At 58.8% G+C, this 18860-nt stretch carries 16 protein-coding genes and 1 pseudogene; 14 read left to right on the top strand and 3 right to left on the bottom strand.

The features are described from left to right. From M5G26_RS15115 to M5G26_RS15090, 6 genes and pseudogenes are all read left to right on the top strand, one after another. A pseudogene (locus M5G26_RS15115) lies at window positions 1-147 on the top strand (Hcp family type VI secretion system effector); the annotation flags it as partial. Window positions 148-273: 126 nt separating this feature from the next. Next, on the top strand, window positions 274-3180 hold the full coding sequence (locus M5G26_RS15110) for a type VI secretion system Vgr family protein (protein WP_273915847.1): 2907 nt from the start codon (window positions 274-276) through the stop codon (window positions 3178-3180). Further along, on the top strand, window positions 3177-7832 hold the full coding sequence (locus M5G26_RS15105) for an RHS repeat-associated core domain-containing protein (RefSeq protein WP_273915846.1): 4656 nt from the start codon (window positions 3177-3179) through the stop codon (window positions 7830-7832). The genes M5G26_RS15110 and M5G26_RS15105 overlap by 4 nt, the downstream gene beginning before the upstream one ends. Then, window positions 7829-8146: a hypothetical protein gene (locus tag M5G26_RS15100; protein WP_150693835.1), complete on the top strand. Its 318-nt coding sequence runs from the start codon at window positions 7829-7831 to the stop codon at window positions 8144-8146. The genes M5G26_RS15105 and M5G26_RS15100 overlap by 4 nt, the downstream gene beginning before the upstream one ends. Before the next feature lie 198 nt (window positions 8147-8344). Continuing rightward, a complete protein-coding gene (locus M5G26_RS15095; protein ID WP_007918680.1) occupies window positions 8345-8608 on the top strand; it encodes a PAAR domain-containing protein in 264 nt (87 codons plus the stop codon). An 80-nt stretch (window positions 8609-8688) separates the two neighbouring features. Then, window positions 8689-9084, top strand: a complete 396-nt coding sequence (locus M5G26_RS15090; protein ID WP_007918678.1) for a hypothetical protein — start codon at window positions 8689-8691, stop codon at window positions 9082-9084. 137 nt (window positions 9085-9221) lie between these two features. On the opposite strand, the gene M5G26_RS15085 is transcribed toward M5G26_RS15090, so the two are convergent. Next, window positions 9222-10370, bottom strand: coding sequence for an aldose epimerase family protein (locus M5G26_RS15085; protein WP_273915845.1), 1149 nt, complete (start codon window positions 10368-10370; stop codon window positions 9222-9224). 278 nt (window positions 10371-10648) lie between these two features. On the opposite strand from M5G26_RS15085, the gene M5G26_RS15080 reads away from it, so the two are divergent. The 4 genes from M5G26_RS15080 (at window position 10649) to M5G26_RS15065 (ending at window position 14177) form a co-directional block, all read left to right on the top strand. Then, on the top strand, window positions 10649-11398 hold the full coding sequence (locus tag M5G26_RS15080) for a hypothetical protein (protein ID WP_273915844.1): 750 nt from the start codon (window positions 10649-10651) through the stop codon (window positions 11396-11398). Between the two features lie 216 nt (window positions 11399-11614). Beyond that, window positions 11615-12829 carry an MFS transporter gene (locus M5G26_RS15075; protein WP_273915843.1) on the top strand — a complete coding sequence of 405 codons (1215 nt, stop codon included), beginning with the start codon at window positions 11615-11617 and terminating at the stop codon, window positions 12827-12829. Between the two features lie 228 nt (window positions 12830-13057). After that, window positions 13058-13843, top strand: a complete 786-nt coding sequence (locus M5G26_RS15070) for a sulfite exporter TauE/SafE family protein (protein ID WP_007918673.1) — start codon at window positions 13058-13060, stop codon at window positions 13841-13843. Window positions 13844-13850: 7 nt separating this feature from the next. Continuing rightward, window positions 13851-14177: a hypothetical protein gene (locus tag M5G26_RS15065; RefSeq protein WP_273915842.1), complete on the top strand. Its 327-nt coding sequence runs from the start codon at window positions 13851-13853 to the stop codon at window positions 14175-14177. Between the two features lie 36 nt (window positions 14178-14213). On the opposite strand, the gene M5G26_RS15060 is transcribed toward M5G26_RS15065, so the two are convergent. After that, entirely contained in the window at window positions 14214-14678 is a 465-nt protein-coding gene (locus M5G26_RS15060) for a GNAT family N-acetyltransferase (protein WP_273915841.1), read from the bottom strand. Between the two features lie 208 nt (window positions 14679-14886). Between M5G26_RS15060 and M5G26_RS15055 the strand changes: the two genes are divergently transcribed. From M5G26_RS15055 to M5G26_RS15045, 3 genes are all read left to right on the top strand, one after another. Further along, window positions 14887-15450 (top strand): DUF4174 domain-containing protein, encoded by a 564-nt coding sequence (locus M5G26_RS15055; RefSeq protein ID WP_141130124.1) that lies wholly within the window; start codon window positions 14887-14889, stop codon window positions 15448-15450. Window positions 15451-15873: 423 nt separating this feature from the next. After that, window positions 15874-16200 (top strand): DUF6124 family protein, encoded by a 327-nt coding sequence (locus M5G26_RS15050; protein WP_273915840.1) that lies wholly within the window; start codon window positions 15874-15876, stop codon window positions 16198-16200. 16 nt (window positions 16201-16216) lie between these two features. Then, complete coding sequence (locus M5G26_RS15045) at window positions 16217-16483, top strand: hypothetical protein (protein ID WP_134178307.1); 267 nt, start codon at window positions 16217-16219, stop codon at window positions 16481-16483. A 99-nt stretch (window positions 16484-16582) separates the two neighbouring features. Here M5G26_RS15045 and ampC read toward each other — a convergent pair whose 3' ends face one another. After that, window positions 16583-17740: a class C beta-lactamase gene (gene ampC, locus M5G26_RS15040; RefSeq protein WP_443218390.1), complete on the bottom strand. Its 1158-nt coding sequence runs from the start codon at window positions 17738-17740 to the stop codon at window positions 16583-16585. Window positions 17741-17909: 169 nt separating this feature from the next. Between ampC and M5G26_RS15035 the strand changes: the two genes are divergently transcribed. After that, a complete protein-coding gene (locus M5G26_RS15035; protein ID WP_134178305.1) occupies window positions 17910-18782 on the top strand; it encodes a LysR family transcriptional regulator in 873 nt (290 codons plus the stop codon). Window positions 18783-18860: the final 78 nt, after the last annotated feature.

Raw genomic sequence — 18860 nt, 5'->3', positions numbered from 1 at the left:
AACAACAAAATGCACAACTGTCAGGATCCAGGCAACGCGCACTTCACCCACCTGGAAGAAGTGCAGTTCACCTACCGCAAAATCACCTGGACCCACGAAGTGTCCGGTACTTCGGGTTCCGATGACTGGCGTGCTCCAGTCGTTTAATTACGGCTGATGGTTGTACCGCCCCGATCGGCATGACTGGTCGGGGCGGATTCACTTCTAAAGAATTTTTTGCCAATAGCCCCTTGAGGGCTGTTGCGCGTCGCAGCACTGCGCGAGGAACAAGGGATGTTCTCACCGGCCAACCAGCCTCATTTCAATCTGACCGTCGATGGCATCGACAGCGACTTTCAAGTGCTGTCGTTCACCGGTCGTGAGGCCCTTAACACGCCATTCGAATTCGAGCTGGAACTGGTCAGTGAAAAGGCCTCGATCAACCTCGAAAGCGTGCTGCACAAACTGGCGTTTCTTCAGCTGTCGCCAACCGGTACGGGCATCCACGGGCTGGTCTACAGCATCGCCCAGGGCGAGGCGGGCAAGCGTCTGACCCGCTACAAAATCTCCCTGCGCCCGCAACTGGCGTACCTCGCGCATCGAGTCAATCAGCGCATTTTCCAGCAGATGACCGTGCAGCAGATCATCAGCCAGGTGCTGGAAGAACACGGCATCCTCGCCAGCGATTACCACTTCCAGCTCAGCGCGATTTATCCGGAACGGATCTACTGCGTGCAGTACGACGAGTCGGACCTGGATTTCATCCAGCGGCTGTGCGAGGAAGAAGGTATTCACTACCACTTCCAGCACACGTCCAGCGGCCACAAGCTGACATTCGGTGATGACCAGACGGTGTTCCCGAAATTGGCGCCGGTGGCCTATCAGCAGGACTCCGGACTGGTTGCCGACAAACCGGTGGTCAAGCGTTTCGGCCTGCGTCTGGCCACGCGCACCAGCCGCACCACGCGTCGCGATTACGACTTCGTCAAACCGAAAATCGAGCTGGAGAGCGACGCCAAAAGCAGCGCGCAACCGGACCTCGAGGACTACGATTACCCGGGCCGTTTCGTCGATCGCGAGCGTGGCAAGCATCTGGCCAATCGCGCACTGGAACGTCATCGCAGCGACTATCGTCTGGCCGAGGGCAACAGCGATCAGCCGATTCTGGTCAGCGGGCATTTCCTCGCCCTGACCGACCACGCCAATTCGACCTGGAACGACCTGTGGCTGCTCACCGAAATCTTCCACGAAGGCAAGCAGCCGCAAGTGCTCGAAGAGTCGGTGACCAGCGACACCACCGACCTCAAGGACGATTTCCACCAGGGCTATCGCAACCGCTTCAGCGCGATCCCGTGGGATGTGCCGTACCGTCCGCCGCTCGATCACCCGAAACCGAAAGTCCTCGGCACGCAAAGTGCGGTGGTCTGCGGCCCTGAGGGCGAAGAGATTTACTGCGACCAGTACGGCCGCGTGAAGGTGCAGTTCTTCTGGGATCGCGAAGGCAAGCACGACGACATGACCAGTTGCTGGATGCGTGTCGCATCGAGCTGGGCGGCCGAGACCTTTGGTTCGATCAATATTCCACGGGTCGGCATGGAGGTGTTGATCACCTTTCTTGAGGGCGATCCCGATCAGCCGCTGATCACCGGCTGCCTGTACCACGGCGCCAATCTGCCGCCGTACAAACTGCCGGATTTCAAGACCCTGGCCACGGTCAAGAGCAAGGAATACAAGGGCAGCCGCGCCAACGAACTGCGCATCGACGACACCACCAGCGAGATCAGCATCGCGCTGCGCAGTGATCATGGTGCGAGTGCGATCAACCTGGGTTATCTGACCCATCCGCGCCCGAGCGGTGGTCAGCCGCGTGGTGAAGGTTTTGAACTTAGAACCGACCGCCACGGTGCGGTGCGTGCGGCCGCTGGTTTGCTGATCACCACCGAACCACGGCCGAACGAATCCAAGCACCACAAAGATCTGCCGGAAACCGCTGAACGCTTGGCCACCGCCAGCGATCAGCAAGACGGTTTTGCCGTGCAAGCCAAAGAGTTGCAAGCCCAGGAAGCTGGCGATCAGGACGACGTCGCCAAAGCGCTGCACGCCCAGCATCAAGGCGTGCTCGGCAGCGGCCCGGCCAACCTCACCGCCAACGAATTCCCCGAGTTCACCGAGCCGCATCTGGTCCTCGCCAGCCCGGCTGGTATTGCCCTGACCACGCCGCGCTCCAGCCACATCGCCACCGGCGAACACCTGGCGCTGAGCAGCACCGGCCACACCAGTCTGTCGATCGGCAAACGCCTGCTCGCCAGCGCCAGTCGAGGCATGCGCCTGTTCGTGCAGAGCATGGGCTGGCGGCTTGTCGCAGCGTCCGGCGACATCGACGTGCGCGCACTGAAGGACAGCATCAACCTGCTGGCCAAACTCAACATCACCGCCAACGCCGACCGCATCACCATCACCGCGAAAACCGAACTGGTGATTCAGGGCGGTGGCAGCGCCACCACCTACAACGCCGGCGGCATCACCCACGCCACCAGCGGCCCTTACACCGCGCACGCGGCGAACTTCGCCTACACCGGCGCGAAAAGTCTCGCTGGGGTGTTCCCGGAACCGCCGAAACCGGGCAAGGGCAATCTGGAATTGTTCAACCAGTACGCCGGGCGACAAGGCATCAAAGAGGGCGATTACGAAGTCATCGATGCGCTGGGCAAAAGCATCAAGGGCAAGCTCGACGGCAAGGGTTTCGCCAGCGTCGCCGGCGCCGCACCGGGGCCGGCGCAAGTGCTGTTCGGCAAGGATCCGGCGGATACCTGGAGCGATGGCAGTTACATCGGCAAGCCGGAATGGCCGTTGAATCCACCGGGTGCCGAAGACGTGCCAAGTCAGGTGCAAGCCATGGTCGCGCAGGTGTTGCCGAGCAAGAGCTGGGAGATGTTGGAGAAGGGCAAGGACATGGCGCAAACAGGGATGAGTGCGATGCAGACGGCGCAAGGTGCGATGCAAACAGCGCAGCAGGTGAAGGGTGTTGTGCAGGGCGGGGTGGCCGGGTTGCCGAAACTTGCCAGTGCCTCAATGCCGAGTGCTTCGGGGCTTCTAGGGGCGGCGAGCAAGGCGGGCAAGTTGCCGAGCCTGCCTGCACCGAGTCTGCCAAAACCTTCCTTGAAAACCCCGGGCCTGTTGGCGGGTGAGATGCTGTCATGACTAATGAAGTAGCTGCTGTAAAACGTGAACCTCAGGTTGCCATCGTTCCACTCAATGCCATCGACATTCAGGACGTCGCCAGCAGTGCGGCAACCTTCGATGCTTGGCTGCAATCGGCTACGGATGGCGTGGTCACGCTTGATCGAATCAAGAACTACGCCGGCTTCCTGCCGGTGGTGGGCAACATCATGGCGCTGGTCGATGCGCTGGGTGACATCGTCACCCTGTCGAACGCCAAGCAACGCGACTTGCTCGCTTGGGCCAGTCTTGGCATCAACCTGATCGGCGTCTTGCCGTTGCCGCCGTCGATGGCCGCGGCGCGGATGACCCTGCGCCCGACGCTGTTTCTGGTGCGTCAGGAAATGAGGGCCAGCAGCAAGGTGTTGCTCAGCACTTCCGTGATCGAGGTGCTGGTCGGTCACCTGAACGCCTCGATTATCGGCACGCTTGATGATTTTGTTGAGCAAGCCAAAGGCAAGTTACCGGGCATTTTGGCGGACGCTGGCAAGCTCGGCGAAGAAATCATTGATCAGATTGCAATAGGCATCGAAGCGGTGGCGTTCGGCAATCTGGATGCCAAAGGTGATTTGAATGCAGCCAGCGCCCAGGCGAGCGCCGCAGCCGATCAATTCAAGAATGATCCGCTGGCGTCATTCAGCAATGTTTTTGGGGCTGCCAACAGTGCTCTGAAGTCGGCAGGCAAAGGTCTGGCCAACAGCGTGGCGCAAAACCTCGTTCCCGATGACTTCAAAAAAACCGTTTCCGACGAAACCAAAAAACTGCGGGCGATGGGGCCGGAGTTGCGCACGCAGTTGAGCAAGCTCGACGTTGAGTCGGTGCAGAACTCGATCGGCTGGTTGCTGCTGATCCTCTCCAGTGCCGTGACCTTGTGGCGCAAGCGCAATGCCCATGGGCAGAACGCCGCGGTCCACCCGGACAAGACCGGTCAGGCGAAGCGTACGGCATCCGAGGGGCAGTTGGCCTCTAACGGCCAACAGGCTTCGGCGACTCACGCACCCGAGCCGAAAAAAAACTGCGCCTGCGCCAGCACGGGGCGCAGTATCAATTTCGCCATAGGCTCTGAAAGCCTCAGCCATACCGATTTCAGCCTGCCCGGCCCCTTCCCGATCGAATGGACGCGCACCTACAACTCCCGCCTCGACGCCTACGATCAGAGCGAACTCGGCGCGCGCTGGATCAGTGAATTCACCACGCGTTTTGACTGCGTGGACGATGGCCTAACGTTCTACGGCGCTGACGGCCGCGACCACAGCTACCCACTGCCAAAGGTCGGCCTGTTCCACTACGACGCCATTGAAAACATCACCCTGGTCCGCAAAAGCGAAGATCAGTTGTTGCTGTGCCGTGGTTTCGAACGCAAGGAAACCTACGTCCGCCGTGGCCAGCGCTTTGTGCTGAGTAACATTTCGCTGCGCAACGGCGCCGGAGTGATGCTGCATTACGAGCATCGTCACGGCGAACACTCGGTGCTCTCCGACCTGATCACCTATCAGGAAAACGACTACACCAAAGTCCATTTGCACCTCGGCACGATGATCGACGATCACGGCCGGTTTATCGGCCTTTGGCAGATCGTTGACGGCGAACCGCTGCGTCAGCTCTGCGCCTACCAGTACGACGCCTATGGCGACCTGATTCAGGCGCAGGACGAGAACGGCGCCGTCTGGTCGTATCAATTCCAGCATCACCTGATCACCCGCTACACCGACCGCACCGGGCGCGGCATGAATCTGCAGTGGGATGGCCAGAGCGCCAAGGCCAAAGCCGTGAGCGAATGGGCCGACGACGGCAGTTTCGACACGCGTCTGGAATGGGACGAAAACATCCGTCTGACCTACGTCACCGATGCCCTCGACAACGAGACCTGGCACTACTACGACATCCTTGGCTACACCTACCGCATTCGCTATGCCGACGAGCGTTCGGAATGGTTCTTCCGCGACGAGGCCAAAAACATCGTGCGCCGTGTCAATGCCGACGGCAGCACCGATCGCTACAGCTACGATGAACGCAGCAACTTGCTCGAACACATCCGCGCCGACCACACGGTGATGCATTACGCCTACGATGATCAGGATCTGCTGATCAAGATCAGCGATGCCGAGGGCGGTCAGTGGCAACGCGCCTATGACGACCAAGGCAATCTGGTTGAAGCGCTGGATCCGCTCGGCAACAAAACCGAATACGCCTACAACAAATCCGGCCAGCCCACCGCGATCAAGGACGCCAACGGCAACGAAAAAACCCTCGACTACAACGATGCCGGGCAACTGGTCGAGTACGTCGATTGCTCGGGTAAAACCAGCGCCTGGGAGTACAACGAACTGGGGCAGATGATCTGCTTCACCGACGCTGCCGGCAACGCCACCGAATACGAATACAAGGCCGGCCAACCGGTGCTGATCAAGCACCCGGACAAGACCGAAGAGCGCTTTGATCGTGATGCCGAAGGTCGGTTGTTGGCGCACGTTGATGGACTTGATCGTTGCACCACTTGGAGCTACAGCGCCGCCGGTTTGATCGCCGAACGCATCGACGCTGCCGAGCAGACCCTGCGCTATCGCTGGGACCGGCTCGGACGGTTAACGGCGCTGGAAAACGAAAACGAACAACGCGCGCACTTCCACTACGACCCGGTCGGTCGTCTGCTCGAGGAACGCGGTTTCGACGGCCGCAGCACACGCTATCAGTACGACCCACTCACCGGACGCCTCGCCCAATCGATCAATGGCCAACGCGTCATCTCGTTGAGCTTCGACCCGATGGGCCGCTTGACCGAGCGTCGCGCCACTCTGGGCGACCAGTCGCAAAGCGAAACCTTTGCCTATGACGGCAACGGCAACCTGGTGCTGGCCGACAACGCCGACAGCCGCTTGCAATGGTTCCACGACCCGGCCGGCAATCTGCTGCGCGAGCACCAGCATTATCTCGGACTGGAAAAGCCCACCGTCGCAATCTGGCAGCACGAGTACGACGTGCTCAACCAACGAGTCGCCAGCGTGCGCCCCGACGGCCACCGCGTCAGCTGGCTGACTTACGGCAGCGGCCACCTGCTGGGCCTGCGCCTCGATGAACACGAACTGATCGGCTACGAACGCGACGACCTGCACCGCGAAGTCGCCCGCCATCAAGGCAATCACCTGCTGCAAACCCAAAGCTGGGACCCGGCCGGTCGTTTGCAGGAACAGTTGCTGGGACGCAGCGACGACAAATCCACACTGCTCAAACGCGAGTACACCTACGACGCAGCCGGCCAACTGACCGACATCAACGACAGCCGTCGTGGCCCGCTCGCCTATCGTTACGATCCCGTCGGCCGACTGCTCAGCGCTACCACACGTCAAGGCGTGGAAACCTTCGCCTTCGACCCGGCCGGCAACCTGCTCGACGACAAGGCGACAGAAATTCGCCGCCCGCTCGACCTGACCCCGCCGCGCAGCAAACTGGTCGACAACCTGCTGCGCGAATACGCCGGCACCCACTACGACTACGACGACCGCGGCAACCAGATCCAACGCTGGCACAACGGCCAACGCAGCGACCTGCGTTGGGATCTGTTTGATCGACTGGTGCATTTCGAAGACCCGCGCCTCAGCGTTGATTTCGCCTACGACGCACTGGGACGCCGCCTGCACAAAAATTCCCGCGCGCACTACAAACAGCGCCCGGAAGCAGGTTCCCTCTGGAACAGAAACGAACACGCGCGCAAACAGCGCGAACTCGGCTGCGGTTTCACCTTGTACGGTTGGGATGGTGACAACCTCGCCTTTGAAAGCAGCCCGGCGCAGAGCGATGGCGAACCGGGTCGCACGGTGCACTACGTCTTCGAACCGGGGACTTTTGTCCCTGTGGCACAGGCTGTGCGGCAAGCGCCGATCGATCTGATTAGGCTGCCGGATTACAGTGGTGAATACAGCCTCGATGAAGACCCGGTGTGGAATCACGAGGCAACGGCATTACCGTTTGATGCGTTGGCCTGGTACCAGTGTGATCACCTCGGCACGCCGCAGGAATTGACGGATTCCAAAGGCAACATGGCGTGGACCGCGCAGTACAAGGCGTGGGGGCAGGTGACGGAGCAGCGTTCGGAATGGGCGCGGCAGCATGGCGTGATGAACCCGATACGGTTCCAGGGGCAGTATCACGATCATGAGACGGGGCTGCATTACAATCGCTACCGATACTACGATTCTGAGGTAGGGCGTTTCATTTCACAGGACCCGATTGGGCTGGCTGGTGGACTGAACCTTTATCATTACGTACCTAACCCGCTGGAGTGGATTGATCCACTTGGCCTTTCCGCCTCTTCTGATCTACCTCGGATGAAAGGTACGAGTATTCCTCGCGCCGGTAGAACGTTGAACAGCGCCGGATTTTCGAAAACCAAAGACAATGGGGTTAACGAAACCTGGAAGCATGCAGACGGTTCAGAGGTCAGGGTTCACAAGTACGGAAACTTGAATGCCTGCCCTCACAAATCTGGCAACAATGCACACATCCATAAACAGGATCCGTCCAATCATCAACTGGATGATGAGGGTAAAGTTTCCACCGATCCTAATAAAACTCACATTGGCATTCGTAATCCTGCCGATTTACCAGCTGTCCGAGGGAGACCACACGGATCATGAGTTATGAATACAAATTGGTGTTTGACGACAACTCTACAGCTCAGCATGTCATCGACATTGTTAAAGCTAGTAGTGCTTGTGTTCGCTCGGGCGACGGTGATCTTTATTTGAAGGATCACTCGTTGAATAGCAGTGGGGCTTACGATACTCGTCTCATTTATGGGGATGATGAATCCCTGTGGCTCCAAGTGAATTTCCAATCAGCAGAACTGTACGCCCTACTTAAAACAGCACTCAATGGAAGAAATTTCAGGTGTCTTGAAGATGGGGACGAGGATGAAGAGGTTGGCTTAAATGAGGCCTTCCGCGTGTAGGTTGACTCTCGGTCAAATTGCAGCCGAATAGCCACTTTTTAATCTCTAAAAATTTATGAAATATATCAGGGGCAGGCCACGTTTTTGAAGGTTGATTAAACGCAACCTGCCTCTGATAAAACTCTCTGCCATTGGTGGTCGAAAGACGCGAAATTGATCGAGGCTGCAGTCAACCCTCGTAGTCGAAGGAATGACAACATGAAAGACGCCATTCGCTTGGGCGACTCCACCACTCACGGTGGCAAAGTCCTCGAAGCCTTTTCCCAGACTGACCTCAACGGCAAGCCCATCGCAGGGGTTGGCCACAAAGTCAGTTGTCCTCTGTGCAAAGGCATTTTTCCAATTGCCGAAGGCAGCAGCACTTACACCGTCGATGGAACGCCCATCGCGCTGGACGGCATGAAAACCGCCTGCGGGGCCGCGCTGATTGCCAGTGGCCCGAAAGGAGCGGTGGTCAGTTGAATCCGCGAGGGTGAGCTCTTCGTTCGCCCTCAGGAATACTGCAAGTAAACAACCTGGCTTCATCCATTAAAGGAATAAACATGAAGAACACCGCTTTGATCCTCGCACTGACCGCCGCTCTCGGCACCGTCAATGTTGCTCACGCAGAAGGACCGGACGCCGCTACGTTGAAAGGGATGTACGACACTGGGCGCAACATGTCCGGTCTGATTAACCATTGCGTTGACAAAGGTTTCCTGAAAGCTGAAAGCGCTACGAACGCCAATAAAATGGTGGCGTTTGTTGCTGGTATTCCAGGGCAGATGGACAAGAGCGACGGCGATAAGAACGAGGCCCATGGTCGCAAGGGTGAGGTATTGGACGATGGTCAATACAAAACCCTGGAGGCCAATCTGCCGCCGAGTCTGACGCTCAAGCAATGGTGCGAGCAGGCGGATCAAGGCATGCGTCAGGGATTGGAGCGTGTGGGTCTGTAATCTCCTTGGTGATTGATCGTTCCCACTCGCAGCAACGGAATGCCTCTAGGGACGCTCCGCGTTCCAGTTCTCGAAGGGACGCAGAGCATCCCGGGCTGCATGCCTTTGCTGCGCGTGGGAACGATCAGCGTTGGAGGTTATTTAGCGGAGAACTTCAACACCACGCTGTGGCTGTAAGTCTGCCCCGGATCAAGCCGAGTACTCGGGAAGTCCGGCTGATTCGGTGAATCCGGATAATGCTGAGTCTCCAGGGTAAACGCGCCCCAGTGCGGATAGACCTTGCCACCCTTGCCCTTGACCGTACCGTCGAGGAAGTTGCTGGTATAGAACTGCACACCCGGCTCCGTGGTGAACAACTGCAGCACACGACCGGACTGCGGATCACTCACCTCAGTCGCAACTTTGCCGATATCGCCCTTGGTATCCAGCGCCCAGTTGAAATCGAACCCACCCTGTTTCGGCTCGGCAAATTTCAGCTGCGGATGATCCGCCTTGATGTGCGTGCCGATCGCCGTCGGTTTGCTGAAGTCCATCGGTGTGCCGGCCACGGGTGCCAGTTCGCCGGTCGGGATCAGTTTGGCGGTGACCGGGGTGTAATGGCTGGCGTGCAGGGTGGCGACCTGTTTGAGAATGTCGCCATTGCCGGCGCCGGCGAGGTTGAAGTAGCTGTGGTTGGTCAAGTTGAGCACGGTCGGTTTGTCGGTGCTGGCCTTGTAGTCGATGCGCAGTTCGTTGTTGTCGGTGAGGCTATAGGTCACTTCGGTGGTGAGGTTGCCGGGGAAGCCCATTTCGCCGTCCGCCGACAGATAGGTCAGGGTCACGCCGACTGAGTCCTTGTCTTTGGTTTCCTGGGCTTTCCAGACTTTCTTGTCGAAGCCCAGCGTGCCGCCGTGCAGCGCGTTGGTCTTGTCGTTCTGCGGCACTTGATAGCGCTTGCCGTCGAGTTCGAACGCACCTTCGGCGAGGCGATTGCCGAAGCGGCCGATGGTCGCGCCGAAGTAGGCGGTGCCTTTCTGGTAGCCCTGCACATCATCGAAACCGAGCACGACGTCGTCGAACTTGCCGTGCTTGTCCGCCACTTTCAGCGATTGCAGGGTCGCGCCGTAGGTGATGACGGTGGCTTGCATGCCGTGGCTGTTGCGCAGGATGTATTGCTCGACGGGCGTGCCGTCATTGGTTTTGCCGAAGGCTTTGTGTTCGGCGCTGAGGCCGGCCGCGTTGGCGGAGAGGGTGGCGATCATCAGGGACAGTCCGAGGCCGGAGAGCAGGTGACGGGATTGAAGCATGGTTGACCTTCCTTTTTGTTGTTGTTTTTGAAAGCGGCGTTCTATCGGTATGTTAATCACCGAAAAAACAAAGTAGTCATACTAAATACTCATCAGGTGAAAATTTATAGCTGATTAATCGTTTATTTCAACAATAAAGACAGACTAAATTGCAGGTCGTGGCAGGTGGAAGGACGACCGGGCATTCGGCGCACTGCACTTTTTCCCAATCAGCGGCTCTATCCATGGCCAGGATGCGGTGACTCCCGCCGCACAGGAATGTGCCTGTTCGAGATTTCATGCCGAGAGCTTTTGCCCTGATCACTGCTTTTTTCCGCCGCCCGTGCCTGTTGCTGGCGTGTTTGTCGTCGCTGTTTTTTAGCGGTTGCAGTCACCAGGACGGCAACGGCTTCTTCAATCAGATGCGTGAAGGGAAGCCGCAGGAGTTCCTGCAGACCAGCGTCGACCGCATGGCCACGCTGGCGATGCGCGACAACCTCAGCAGCCTCTATCGCTTGCAGGGCAAGCTGTACTTGCGCAACCCGGAAGAACTGCGCAAGTCAGGGTTTCTCAACATCCATGCCGCTGTGAAGCAGGTGCGTATGGCCGTAGAGCAGCAACAGCCGCTGCCGGTGTTGGGTGGCCGAAAGGACCTGGCGGCGCTGAGCTATGCGATGAGTCCGGAGTTTCTCGGCGACCGCGTCGGCGCGTTCATCTATGCCATCGGCAGCATGCTGGTCACCGCCCACGGCAATCGCACCGAGTTCTATATGACGGACGCGATCAACCCGACGTTCGTTCACAACGCCGCACGCAATATCGAAAAAGCCACGTGGATTTTGTCCCAGCGGCAGAACAAGGAAGGTCAGCCGCTGCTGTTTTCCAATGAGATCTCGGAGGAGGGCAGCAACCTGAGCTTCGCCACCGAGTTCGGCAAAATCGTTGCGCGACTGGATCTGATCACGCAGATGCTCGATGAGCGTTACCGGCGGATCGGCCTCAACTACGCGCAGAGTTTGTTGTTTTTGAATTTCTTGCCGGTGCAATAACCACCGCGATGGTCTGCAAACACCTTTCCCCTGTAGGAGCTGCCGAAGGCTGCGATCTTTTGATCTTGCTGTTTATAAGGTCAAAAGATCGCAGCCTTCGGCAGCTCCTACAGGGATTCGGTGTTTTGTCAGTCCGTACGGTGTTGGTGGCGTGGCACGGGGATAAGTTGTATACAATCATCCGCCATAGTTGAGTCAAAAGGAGCCGCCCCCGTCATGACCGACCCCGCCAGCGCCGATTTCAGCCGCGTCGACCGCACCGCCCGTGCGGACAAACTGCCCTATGCCGCGTTGCTGGCGTTCGCCATGACCGGTTTCATTGCCATCCTCACCGAAACCCTGCCCGCCGGGCTGCTGCCGCAAATCGGCGCCGGGCTCAACGTCAGCGAAGTACTCGCCGGGCAACTGGTGACGCTGTATGCACTGGGTTCGATTGTCGCGGCGATTCCGCTGACCGTCGCCACGCGCGGCTGGCCTCGACGCCGTGTTTTATTGATGACGGTCGGCGGGTTTCTGGTGTTCAACACCGTCACCACCTTCTCCAGCCATTACGGCCTGACCCTGGCCTCGCGCTTCCTCGCCGGGATGGCGGCGGGGTTGTCGTGGGGGATCATGGCCGGTTATGCGCGTGGCATCGTGCCGGTGCATCAACAGGGGCGGGCGCTGGCGATTGCCATGCTCGGCACACCGGTGGCGTTATCACTGGGCACGCCGGCAGGGACGTGGCTGGGCAATCTGATCGGCTGGCGCGCGTCGTTCGGGATCATGTCGGCGCTGGCTCTGGTGTTGGCGGCGTGGATTGTCATCGCCGTGCCGGATCGTCCGGGGCAGGCCAGTGACGAGCGTCTGCCGCTGCTCGAATCGATGCGCCTGCCGGGTGTGCGACCGGTGTTGTTCGTGGTGCTGACGTGGATGCTCGGACACAACATTCTCTACACCTACATCGCGCCGTTTCTGATGCAGGCCGGATTGGCTGACCGGGTCGATCTGGTGCTGCTGGTGTTTGGCCTGTGTTCGCTGGTGGGGATCTGGATCATCGGCATGCTGGTGGATCGCTGGTTGCGCTGGCTAACGCTGATCAGCCTCGCGGTGTTTGCGCTGACGGCATTGGTTCTGGCATTGGCAGCGCCGTCGCCTCTGATCATTTATGCCTGCATGGCGGTGTGGGGCTTGTCGTTTGGCGGCTCGGCCACTTTGCTGTTGACCTCGGCGGCGGACTCCGCCGGTGAACATGTCGATGTGGTGCAAGCCATGCTCACCACGTCCTGGAACGTAGCGATTGCCGGGGGCGGGTTGTTTGGTGGCTTGTTGCTGGATCGGGCCGGAGCGATGTCGTTTCCGTGGGCGTTGCTGATTTTGTCGCTGATCGCGCTGGCCACGGTGTGGGTCAACAAAAACCACAGCTTCAAACCTGGCCGAAGGGTGCACTGAATCTGCATCCACCACCTAACCCTGTAGGAGTGAGCCTGCTCGCGATAGCGGAGGGTCAGTCACTGAATCCGTCACTGATAGACCGCTATCGCGAGCAGGCTCACTCCTACAGTAAAGTGATGGTGAGTTCGTTATGGCATAACGATAGACCGCATCGATATATGTGGTTATAAGAAAAATCGCTATGCTGCGGGCCAGATTTTTCCTGTCGTTTTTCTGGACGGTTTAATGGAATTGGCAAATTTCGGCCTGGTGATTGCCGGGCTGGTAGTGGGGTTTATCGTCGGCATGACCGGTGTCGGCGGTGGTTCGTTGATGACGCCGATCCTGCTGTGGTTCGGCATCAACCCGGCAACGGCGGTGGGCACTGACCTTTTGTACGCCGCCATTACCAAATCCAGTGGCGTCCTCGTTCACCGCAAAAACAAAAACATCGACTGGGCCATCACCGGTTGGCTGACCCTCGGCAGCGTGCCGGCGGTGGCCATGACCCTGTGGTTCCTCAGTACCCTGCACACCGCGCCGGACGCGATGAACGCCATCATCAAACAGGCGCTGGGCTTCGTCCTGTTCGCCACGGCGCTGGCGATCTTCTTCAAGAAACGCTTGCTCGAGTTCGCCCACAAACGCGCCGGCGGCAACTACAACCCGAGCGGTTCACGGCTGAACGTGATGACCGTGATCACCGGTCTGATCCTCGGCACCATGGTTGCCCTGACCTCGATCGGTGCAGGCGCCCTCGGCACTGTCGCGCTGTTCATCCTTTATCCGCTGCTGCCGACCCGTCGCCTGGTCGGCACTGAAATCGCTCACGCCGTGCCGCTGACCCTCGTTGCAGGCCTCGGCCACGCGAGCATGGGCAATATGGATTGGGGCGTGCTGGGCTTCTTGCTGGTCGGCTCGTTGCCAGGCATCTGGCTCGGCAGCCACCTGACCGGACGCATCTCCGATGAAGTGCTGCGCCCGTGCCTGGCGACGATGCTGGTGCTGATCGGTTACAAACTGGCGTTCTGATCCGGCCATGCCTGAAACCACTGTCCACTGCGATGGCCGCCTCGCGATCACCGTCGAACCGCGTGAGATGCGCATGAGCCATTGGCTGTACGCACCGCGAGTAGTCGATTTGCAGCGCCAGCGAGTGCTGCTGGATCTGAGCGAGAGCCTGTGGGATTTGCTCAGTACCGCCGACGAGACGGCCAATGGCATCGATCTGGTACTGCGCAAGTACCCGGGTGATCGGGCGTCGGTGAGGTTGAGCGTTGAACTCGACAGCGGTGAACTCAAGCTCGGGGGACATCCTGTCGACCCTTCGCAATTGCTCTCGGTGCTCGATTCAGCGCTGGTGTGAGGCGGTACAGCTTGCGGCGCGCCGCCTCACCACGGGTTAACGCTGAATGACGTATTTCATCACCGTCACTGGCAAATCGTCGTAGACCAGCTCTTCAACCTCCTCCCAACCCAGTCGCGCATACAGCGACTGCGACGTGTCGGTGTACAGATACAACTCAGGCACACCGAGCGCCGCCGCTTCTTCAACCACTCGATTGACCAGTTGCGAAGCAATCCCGCGACCGCGTTCTTCAGCCTTCACATAAACCCCGGCCAGCCATGGCGTCAGATTCGGGCGCAGCTTCAGATCACTTTCGATCAGCAGCGCGCCGCCCAGCAGTCGCGAACCCTCAAGCGCAACCACCACACTCGGCACGGCACGTTTGCCGCAGGACTCGCGCATGTGTTCGATACGGTCCTCGACGGTTTGTCCGGGACGAAACTCGCCCCACTCCTCGAAGTTGAGCGTGGCCAGTTCTTCAATCAATTCGGGGTGATCGCACAGGTAATCGATGTGCATACGGGTGAACTCCATTTCATGGGCAGAACTGCCACCCTAATGCGGTCATAAAAGGTAATCAAATCCGCGTTGCGATCACCTCGGATATGTTGCGCAATGTCGCGCCTGTCCTAAGCTTCTGACTAGGCGGAAGATATTTGCCGGGTTGTCCCGGAACAATCGCCACGATGCGCAATCATTAGAGCGTGGATATCAAAAGGAGATGCGCATGCTCATCAGGTCATTGACCCTGACACTCTTGCTGGCGATTGCCGGCCCCTTGTTCGCCGCTGACAACGATTCGCCCATCGCCGGGGACATGGGCCGCGCCCGACCGCTGATCGTGATCGCACAAAGCACCGTCGACCCCGTGTGGGTAGCCCTGAAAAAGTCGCTGGAGGATCCCGCCAACAAAAAGGGCGTCACCGACCGCAACATCAAGGTCTACACCATCCTCAACATGTCCGGTCAGCTCGACGGCAAGGACATGGGCCAGCAAGACACCATGGCGCTGCTGCGCTCGCTGAAACTGGGCGCTGGGGCCTATCCGAAAGTGTTCCTGGTGGGCAAGGACGGCGAGACCAAACTTTCGGCTTCGGGGGATGAGGCGAAAGCGGTGGATTTGAAGAAGATCTTCGACACCATCGATGCCATGCCGATGGCCGAGAAAGAAGCGGCCGCTGCGGCTCAAGCGCCGGTTGCTGCTACCCCGGAACCTGCAAAAGGCGCGAAGAACGCCAAACCCGCCAAGCCTGCGAAACCAGCCAAGCCGCCGGAAATGCCGGATGATTGATCGGTTGTTGTAGAGACGATTTCACGTCAAAAGGGGCGAGAGGATTCAATCTTCTCGCCCCTTTTCTGTTTCTGCATGCTGCGACGCAAAGCCCTTCAACCTCGTCGGATTTTTCCTGCAAGTCGCGGCGGCGGTGGTGAACTGGTGGGCTTGGGTGAGGAGGGATAGTCTTCTTTGGCCGCTGCAAAACACAGTGGTCGGGTGTGGAAGTCCGGTGTTGGTCGTGAGCGCATGTGCGCCTGTGAACACATGTTGGCGGTTTTTATGCCAACATTCTTTGCTTATGGCAGCTATGCGCAGGAGCACTCTCGAGTGCACCGGGTCTCTCGACCTCCCCGGACTTCCACCCCTGCGCAAAGCTGCCACCCTCTCGTGGAAGTGAGTTTGGCAGTTTTTTCTCCCATGTTTAGAGGTCATTTACTTATGAAAAAACACACGCCAAACCCTCCCGAATCCCCCATGGATTCAGGATCCTTCGACGCCAACAACCCCCGCTTGCGCAACCCCCATCACCCCGATCCCATCAGCCACCTCTTCACCATCCTCCCCGATATCGATACCCCCACGCTGCTCTGCCACGCTTGCGAAACTCTCGCCTCACTGAACGTCCTGACCACTGACCTCGCCGCAGAGCTGAAAGGTTCGCCGCGCAGCCTCGCCTTGTCGATTCAGCAGTTGGCTGTGCTCGGTGAGTTGCTGGTTAACCGTGCGCTGGACAATCTCGATCCACTGGCGGCGACGCCACATTGAACAGGGAGGTTCAAACATGACGCGATACATTCCGCTGACCGGGATCGACTGCAAGATTCCCTCTTTGCTGATCGACCGCGAGGCGCCGGTGGATGTGCTGCATGGCACGGCGGCTTACCGTTTGCGTTGTGTCACGCAACTTATGGAGACACTGGCGCTGGGGGATGGCAAGGGCCAAGACGCTTTGCTGCTGCAGGATTTCGCCCGGGTGATGGCGATCCCGTTGCGCGATAGCTGCGACTTGATGGATGTCATCGGCTGGAAGTTGCAGGCACAGCTTTAACGGCTGAAACGAAAAGATCGCAGCCTGCGGCAGCTCCTACATTGACCGAGTGAAAACCCGATCCTGTAGGAGCTGCCGCAGGCTGCGATCTTTTGATTTTCAGTCAGCGACAGCGCTGAGGATTTTGTGGGCGATCTTCACCCGCTCAGGAATCGGGAAGTTCTTGTTGGCCATGATCACAATGCCCACGTCTTTGCTCGGCACAAGCGCCACGTAGGTCCCGAAGCCACCCGTCGAGCCGGTCTTGTTGATCAACACATCTTCAGGTTGCGGTTGCGACGGGGTCAGCCACTGCACCTTGTGTGCTTCCATGGCCATTTCCGTCGAGTTGCCCGCCAGCAAACGCTCGAGGCTGATCGGATAGCGGTACATTTCCCAACCGAGGCCTTGGGTCATGTCGCCGACGGTGTAGTAACCGGTGTGGGTGTTGGCAATGGTTTTTTGCAGGGACGCTTCCAGCGTTTCAGGCTTCAGGTTGGCCTGCACGTAACGCAGCATGTCCACCGCGCTGGTTTTCACGCCATAGGCCTGTGAGTCAAGCGCACCGGGCGTGACGCGCACCGGTTTGCCGTTCTTGTCATAGCCCTGCGCATACAGGTCCATTTGCGCAGCAGGCACGCTGAGGTAGGTGTGCGAAAGGCCAAGTTTAGGCAGCAGGGATTGTGTCATCGCCTGATCAAACGGTTGGCCGAGGCTTTTCGCGGCCAGATAACCGAACAGGCCCAGACTCGGGTTGGAGTACTGGCGATGGCTGCCGGCGGGATATACCGGTTTCCACTGTTGGAAATAGCCGAGCATCTTGTCAGACGAATCCGCGTCGTCCGGGAATTGCAGCGGCAAACCGCCGGCACTGTAGGTGCCCAATTGCAGCACGCTGATGTTGTCGAAGGCGCTGCCTTTCAGATCAGGCCAGAGCTGACTGGCCTTGGTCGACAGATCGAGTTTGCCAGTCGCCTGGGCATAACCGGCGAGGGTGGCGGTGAAGGTTTTGCTCACCGAGCCGATTTCAAACAGGGTGTTTTCGCTGACCTTTTGCCCGGTATCTTTGCTGGCGACGCCGTAGTTAAAGTAATGCGCCTTGCCGTTGATGGTCAGCGCTACGGTGAGGCCGGGAATGTTCTGCTGCTGCATCACAGGCGTTACTGCGTCGTTGACCAATGCTTGCAACTGCGCAGCGTCGGGCGCGGCGGCGAGACAGGATGTGGCGCCCAAAAAAAGGCCGAAAGCAGCGCAGGAAATGACTTTGCTCGATTGAATGGATGGCATGAATGAACCACTCTCCATGAGTGTTGATGACGTTATCCCGCTACACTGCGGGCGATTTCTTCGTTGGGCGACTGATCAGCGCCGCCAATTTAGTCAGCGCGACGCCAATCGACAAACGACGAAAACTCCCACGAGCCATTAGAAAAATTTGGGACTGGGCATGATTCGACCGCAATTGCCGCTCAACGCACTGCGCGCCTTTGAAGCGTCCGCGCGGCATTTGAGCTTCACCCGCGCCGCCGTGGAGCTGTGCGTCACCCAAGCGGCTGTCAGCCATCAGGTCAAAAGCCTTGAGGCACAACTCAACGTTACCCTCTTCAAACGCCTGCCCCGTGGGCTGATGCTGACCAGCGAGGGCGAAACTTTGTTGCCGGTGCTGAGCACTTCGTTCGATCACATCGCGCAGATTCTCGAGCGTCTCGCGGGAGGACAGTATCGTGAAATGTTGACCGTCGGCGCGGTGGGCACCTTCGCCGTAGGTTGGTTGTTGCCGAGGCTGGCGGACTTCCGGGCGAAACATCCGCTCATAGATTTGCGGCTGTCGACGAACAATAACCGTGTGGATGTGGCGGCGGAAGGGCTGGATTACGCGATCCGTTTTGGCGCCGGGGCATGGCATGGCATCGAGGCGACGCGTTTGCTCGAGGCGCCGCTGTCGGTGTTGTGCGTGCCGGAGATCGCCCGGCAATTGCATTCGCCGGGGGATTTGTTGCAGCAGACGCTGCTGCGTTCGTATCGCACCGATGAATGGCCGGAATGGTTTCAGGCGGCCGGTCTGGCTACTCAGGCGGCACCGCCGCAGAGCATTGTGTTTGATTCGTCGCTGGCGATGATGGAAGCGGCTTTGCAGGGCAGCGGGGTGGCGTTGGCGCCGCCGCTGATGTTCGCCCGGCAACTGGCGGCGGAGGCGATTTGTCAGCCGTTTGCGATTGAGATTACGACGGGGAGTTACTGGTTGACGCGGTTGCAGTCGCGGCCTGAAACGGCGGCGATGACAGCGTTCAAAACCTGGCTGCTGCAAATCTCTACCTGATACAAACCCTGTAGGAGCTGCCGAAGGCTGCGATCTTTTGATTCTGTTTTTAAGATCAAAAGATCGCAGCCTTCGGCA

This window comes from Pseudomonas sp. TNT2022 ID642, assembly GCF_028656995.1.
Taxonomy (GTDB): domain Bacteria; phylum Pseudomonadota; class Gammaproteobacteria; order Pseudomonadales; family Pseudomonadaceae; genus Aquipseudomonas.
This window is presented reverse-complemented; position numbering and strand designations above follow the sequence as displayed.

What these genes read in the sequence shown, in the direction of transcription:
- M5G26_RS15095 (WP_007918680.1), top strand. Translation starts at nt 8,345, where the DNA reads ATGAAAGACGCCATTCGCTTGGGCGACTCCACCACTCACGGTGGCAAA.
- M5G26_RS15075 (WP_273915843.1), top strand. Translation starts at nt 11,615, where the DNA reads ATGACCGACCCCGCCAGCGCCGATTTCAGCCGCGTCGACCGCACCGCC.
- M5G26_RS15045 (WP_134178307.1), top strand. Translation starts at nt 16,217, where the DNA reads ATGACGCGATACATTCCGCTGACCGGGATCGACTGCAAGATTCCCTCT.
- M5G26_RS15035 (WP_134178305.1), top strand. Translation starts at nt 17,910, where the DNA reads ATGATTCGACCGCAATTGCCGCTCAACGCACTGCGCGCCTTTGAAGCG.
- M5G26_RS15060 (WP_273915841.1), bottom strand. Translation starts at nt 14,678, where the DNA reads ATGCACATCGATTACCTGTGCGATCACCCCGAATTGATTGAAGAACTG.
- M5G26_RS15050 (WP_273915840.1), top strand. Translation starts at nt 15,874, where the DNA reads ATGAAAAAACACACGCCAAACCCTCCCGAATCCCCCATGGATTCAGGA.
- M5G26_RS15090 (WP_007918678.1), top strand. Translation starts at nt 8,689, where the DNA reads ATGAAGAACACCGCTTTGATCCTCGCACTGACCGCCGCTCTCGGCACC.
- M5G26_RS15100 (WP_150693835.1), top strand. Translation starts at nt 7,829, where the DNA reads ATGAGTTATGAATACAAATTGGTGTTTGACGACAACTCTACAGCTCAG.
- M5G26_RS15085 (WP_273915845.1), bottom strand. Translation starts at nt 10,370, where the DNA reads ATGCTTCAATCCCGTCACCTGCTCTCCGGCCTCGGACTGTCCCTGATG.
- M5G26_RS15065 (WP_273915842.1), top strand. Translation starts at nt 13,851, where the DNA reads ATGCCTGAAACCACTGTCCACTGCGATGGCCGCCTCGCGATCACCGTC.
- M5G26_RS15105 (WP_273915846.1), top strand. Translation starts at nt 3,177, where the DNA reads ATGACTAATGAAGTAGCTGCTGTAAAACGTGAACCTCAGGTTGCCATC.
- M5G26_RS15070 (WP_007918673.1), top strand. Translation starts at nt 13,058, where the DNA reads ATGGAATTGGCAAATTTCGGCCTGGTGATTGCCGGGCTGGTAGTGGGG.
- M5G26_RS15055 (WP_141130124.1), top strand. Translation starts at nt 14,887, where the DNA reads ATGCTCATCAGGTCATTGACCCTGACACTCTTGCTGGCGATTGCCGGC.
- M5G26_RS15080 (WP_273915844.1), top strand. Translation starts at nt 10,649, where the DNA reads ATGCCGAGAGCTTTTGCCCTGATCACTGCTTTTTTCCGCCGCCCGTGC.
- M5G26_RS15110 (WP_273915847.1), top strand. Translation starts at nt 274, where the DNA reads ATGTTCTCACCGGCCAACCAGCCTCATTTCAATCTGACCGTCGATGGC.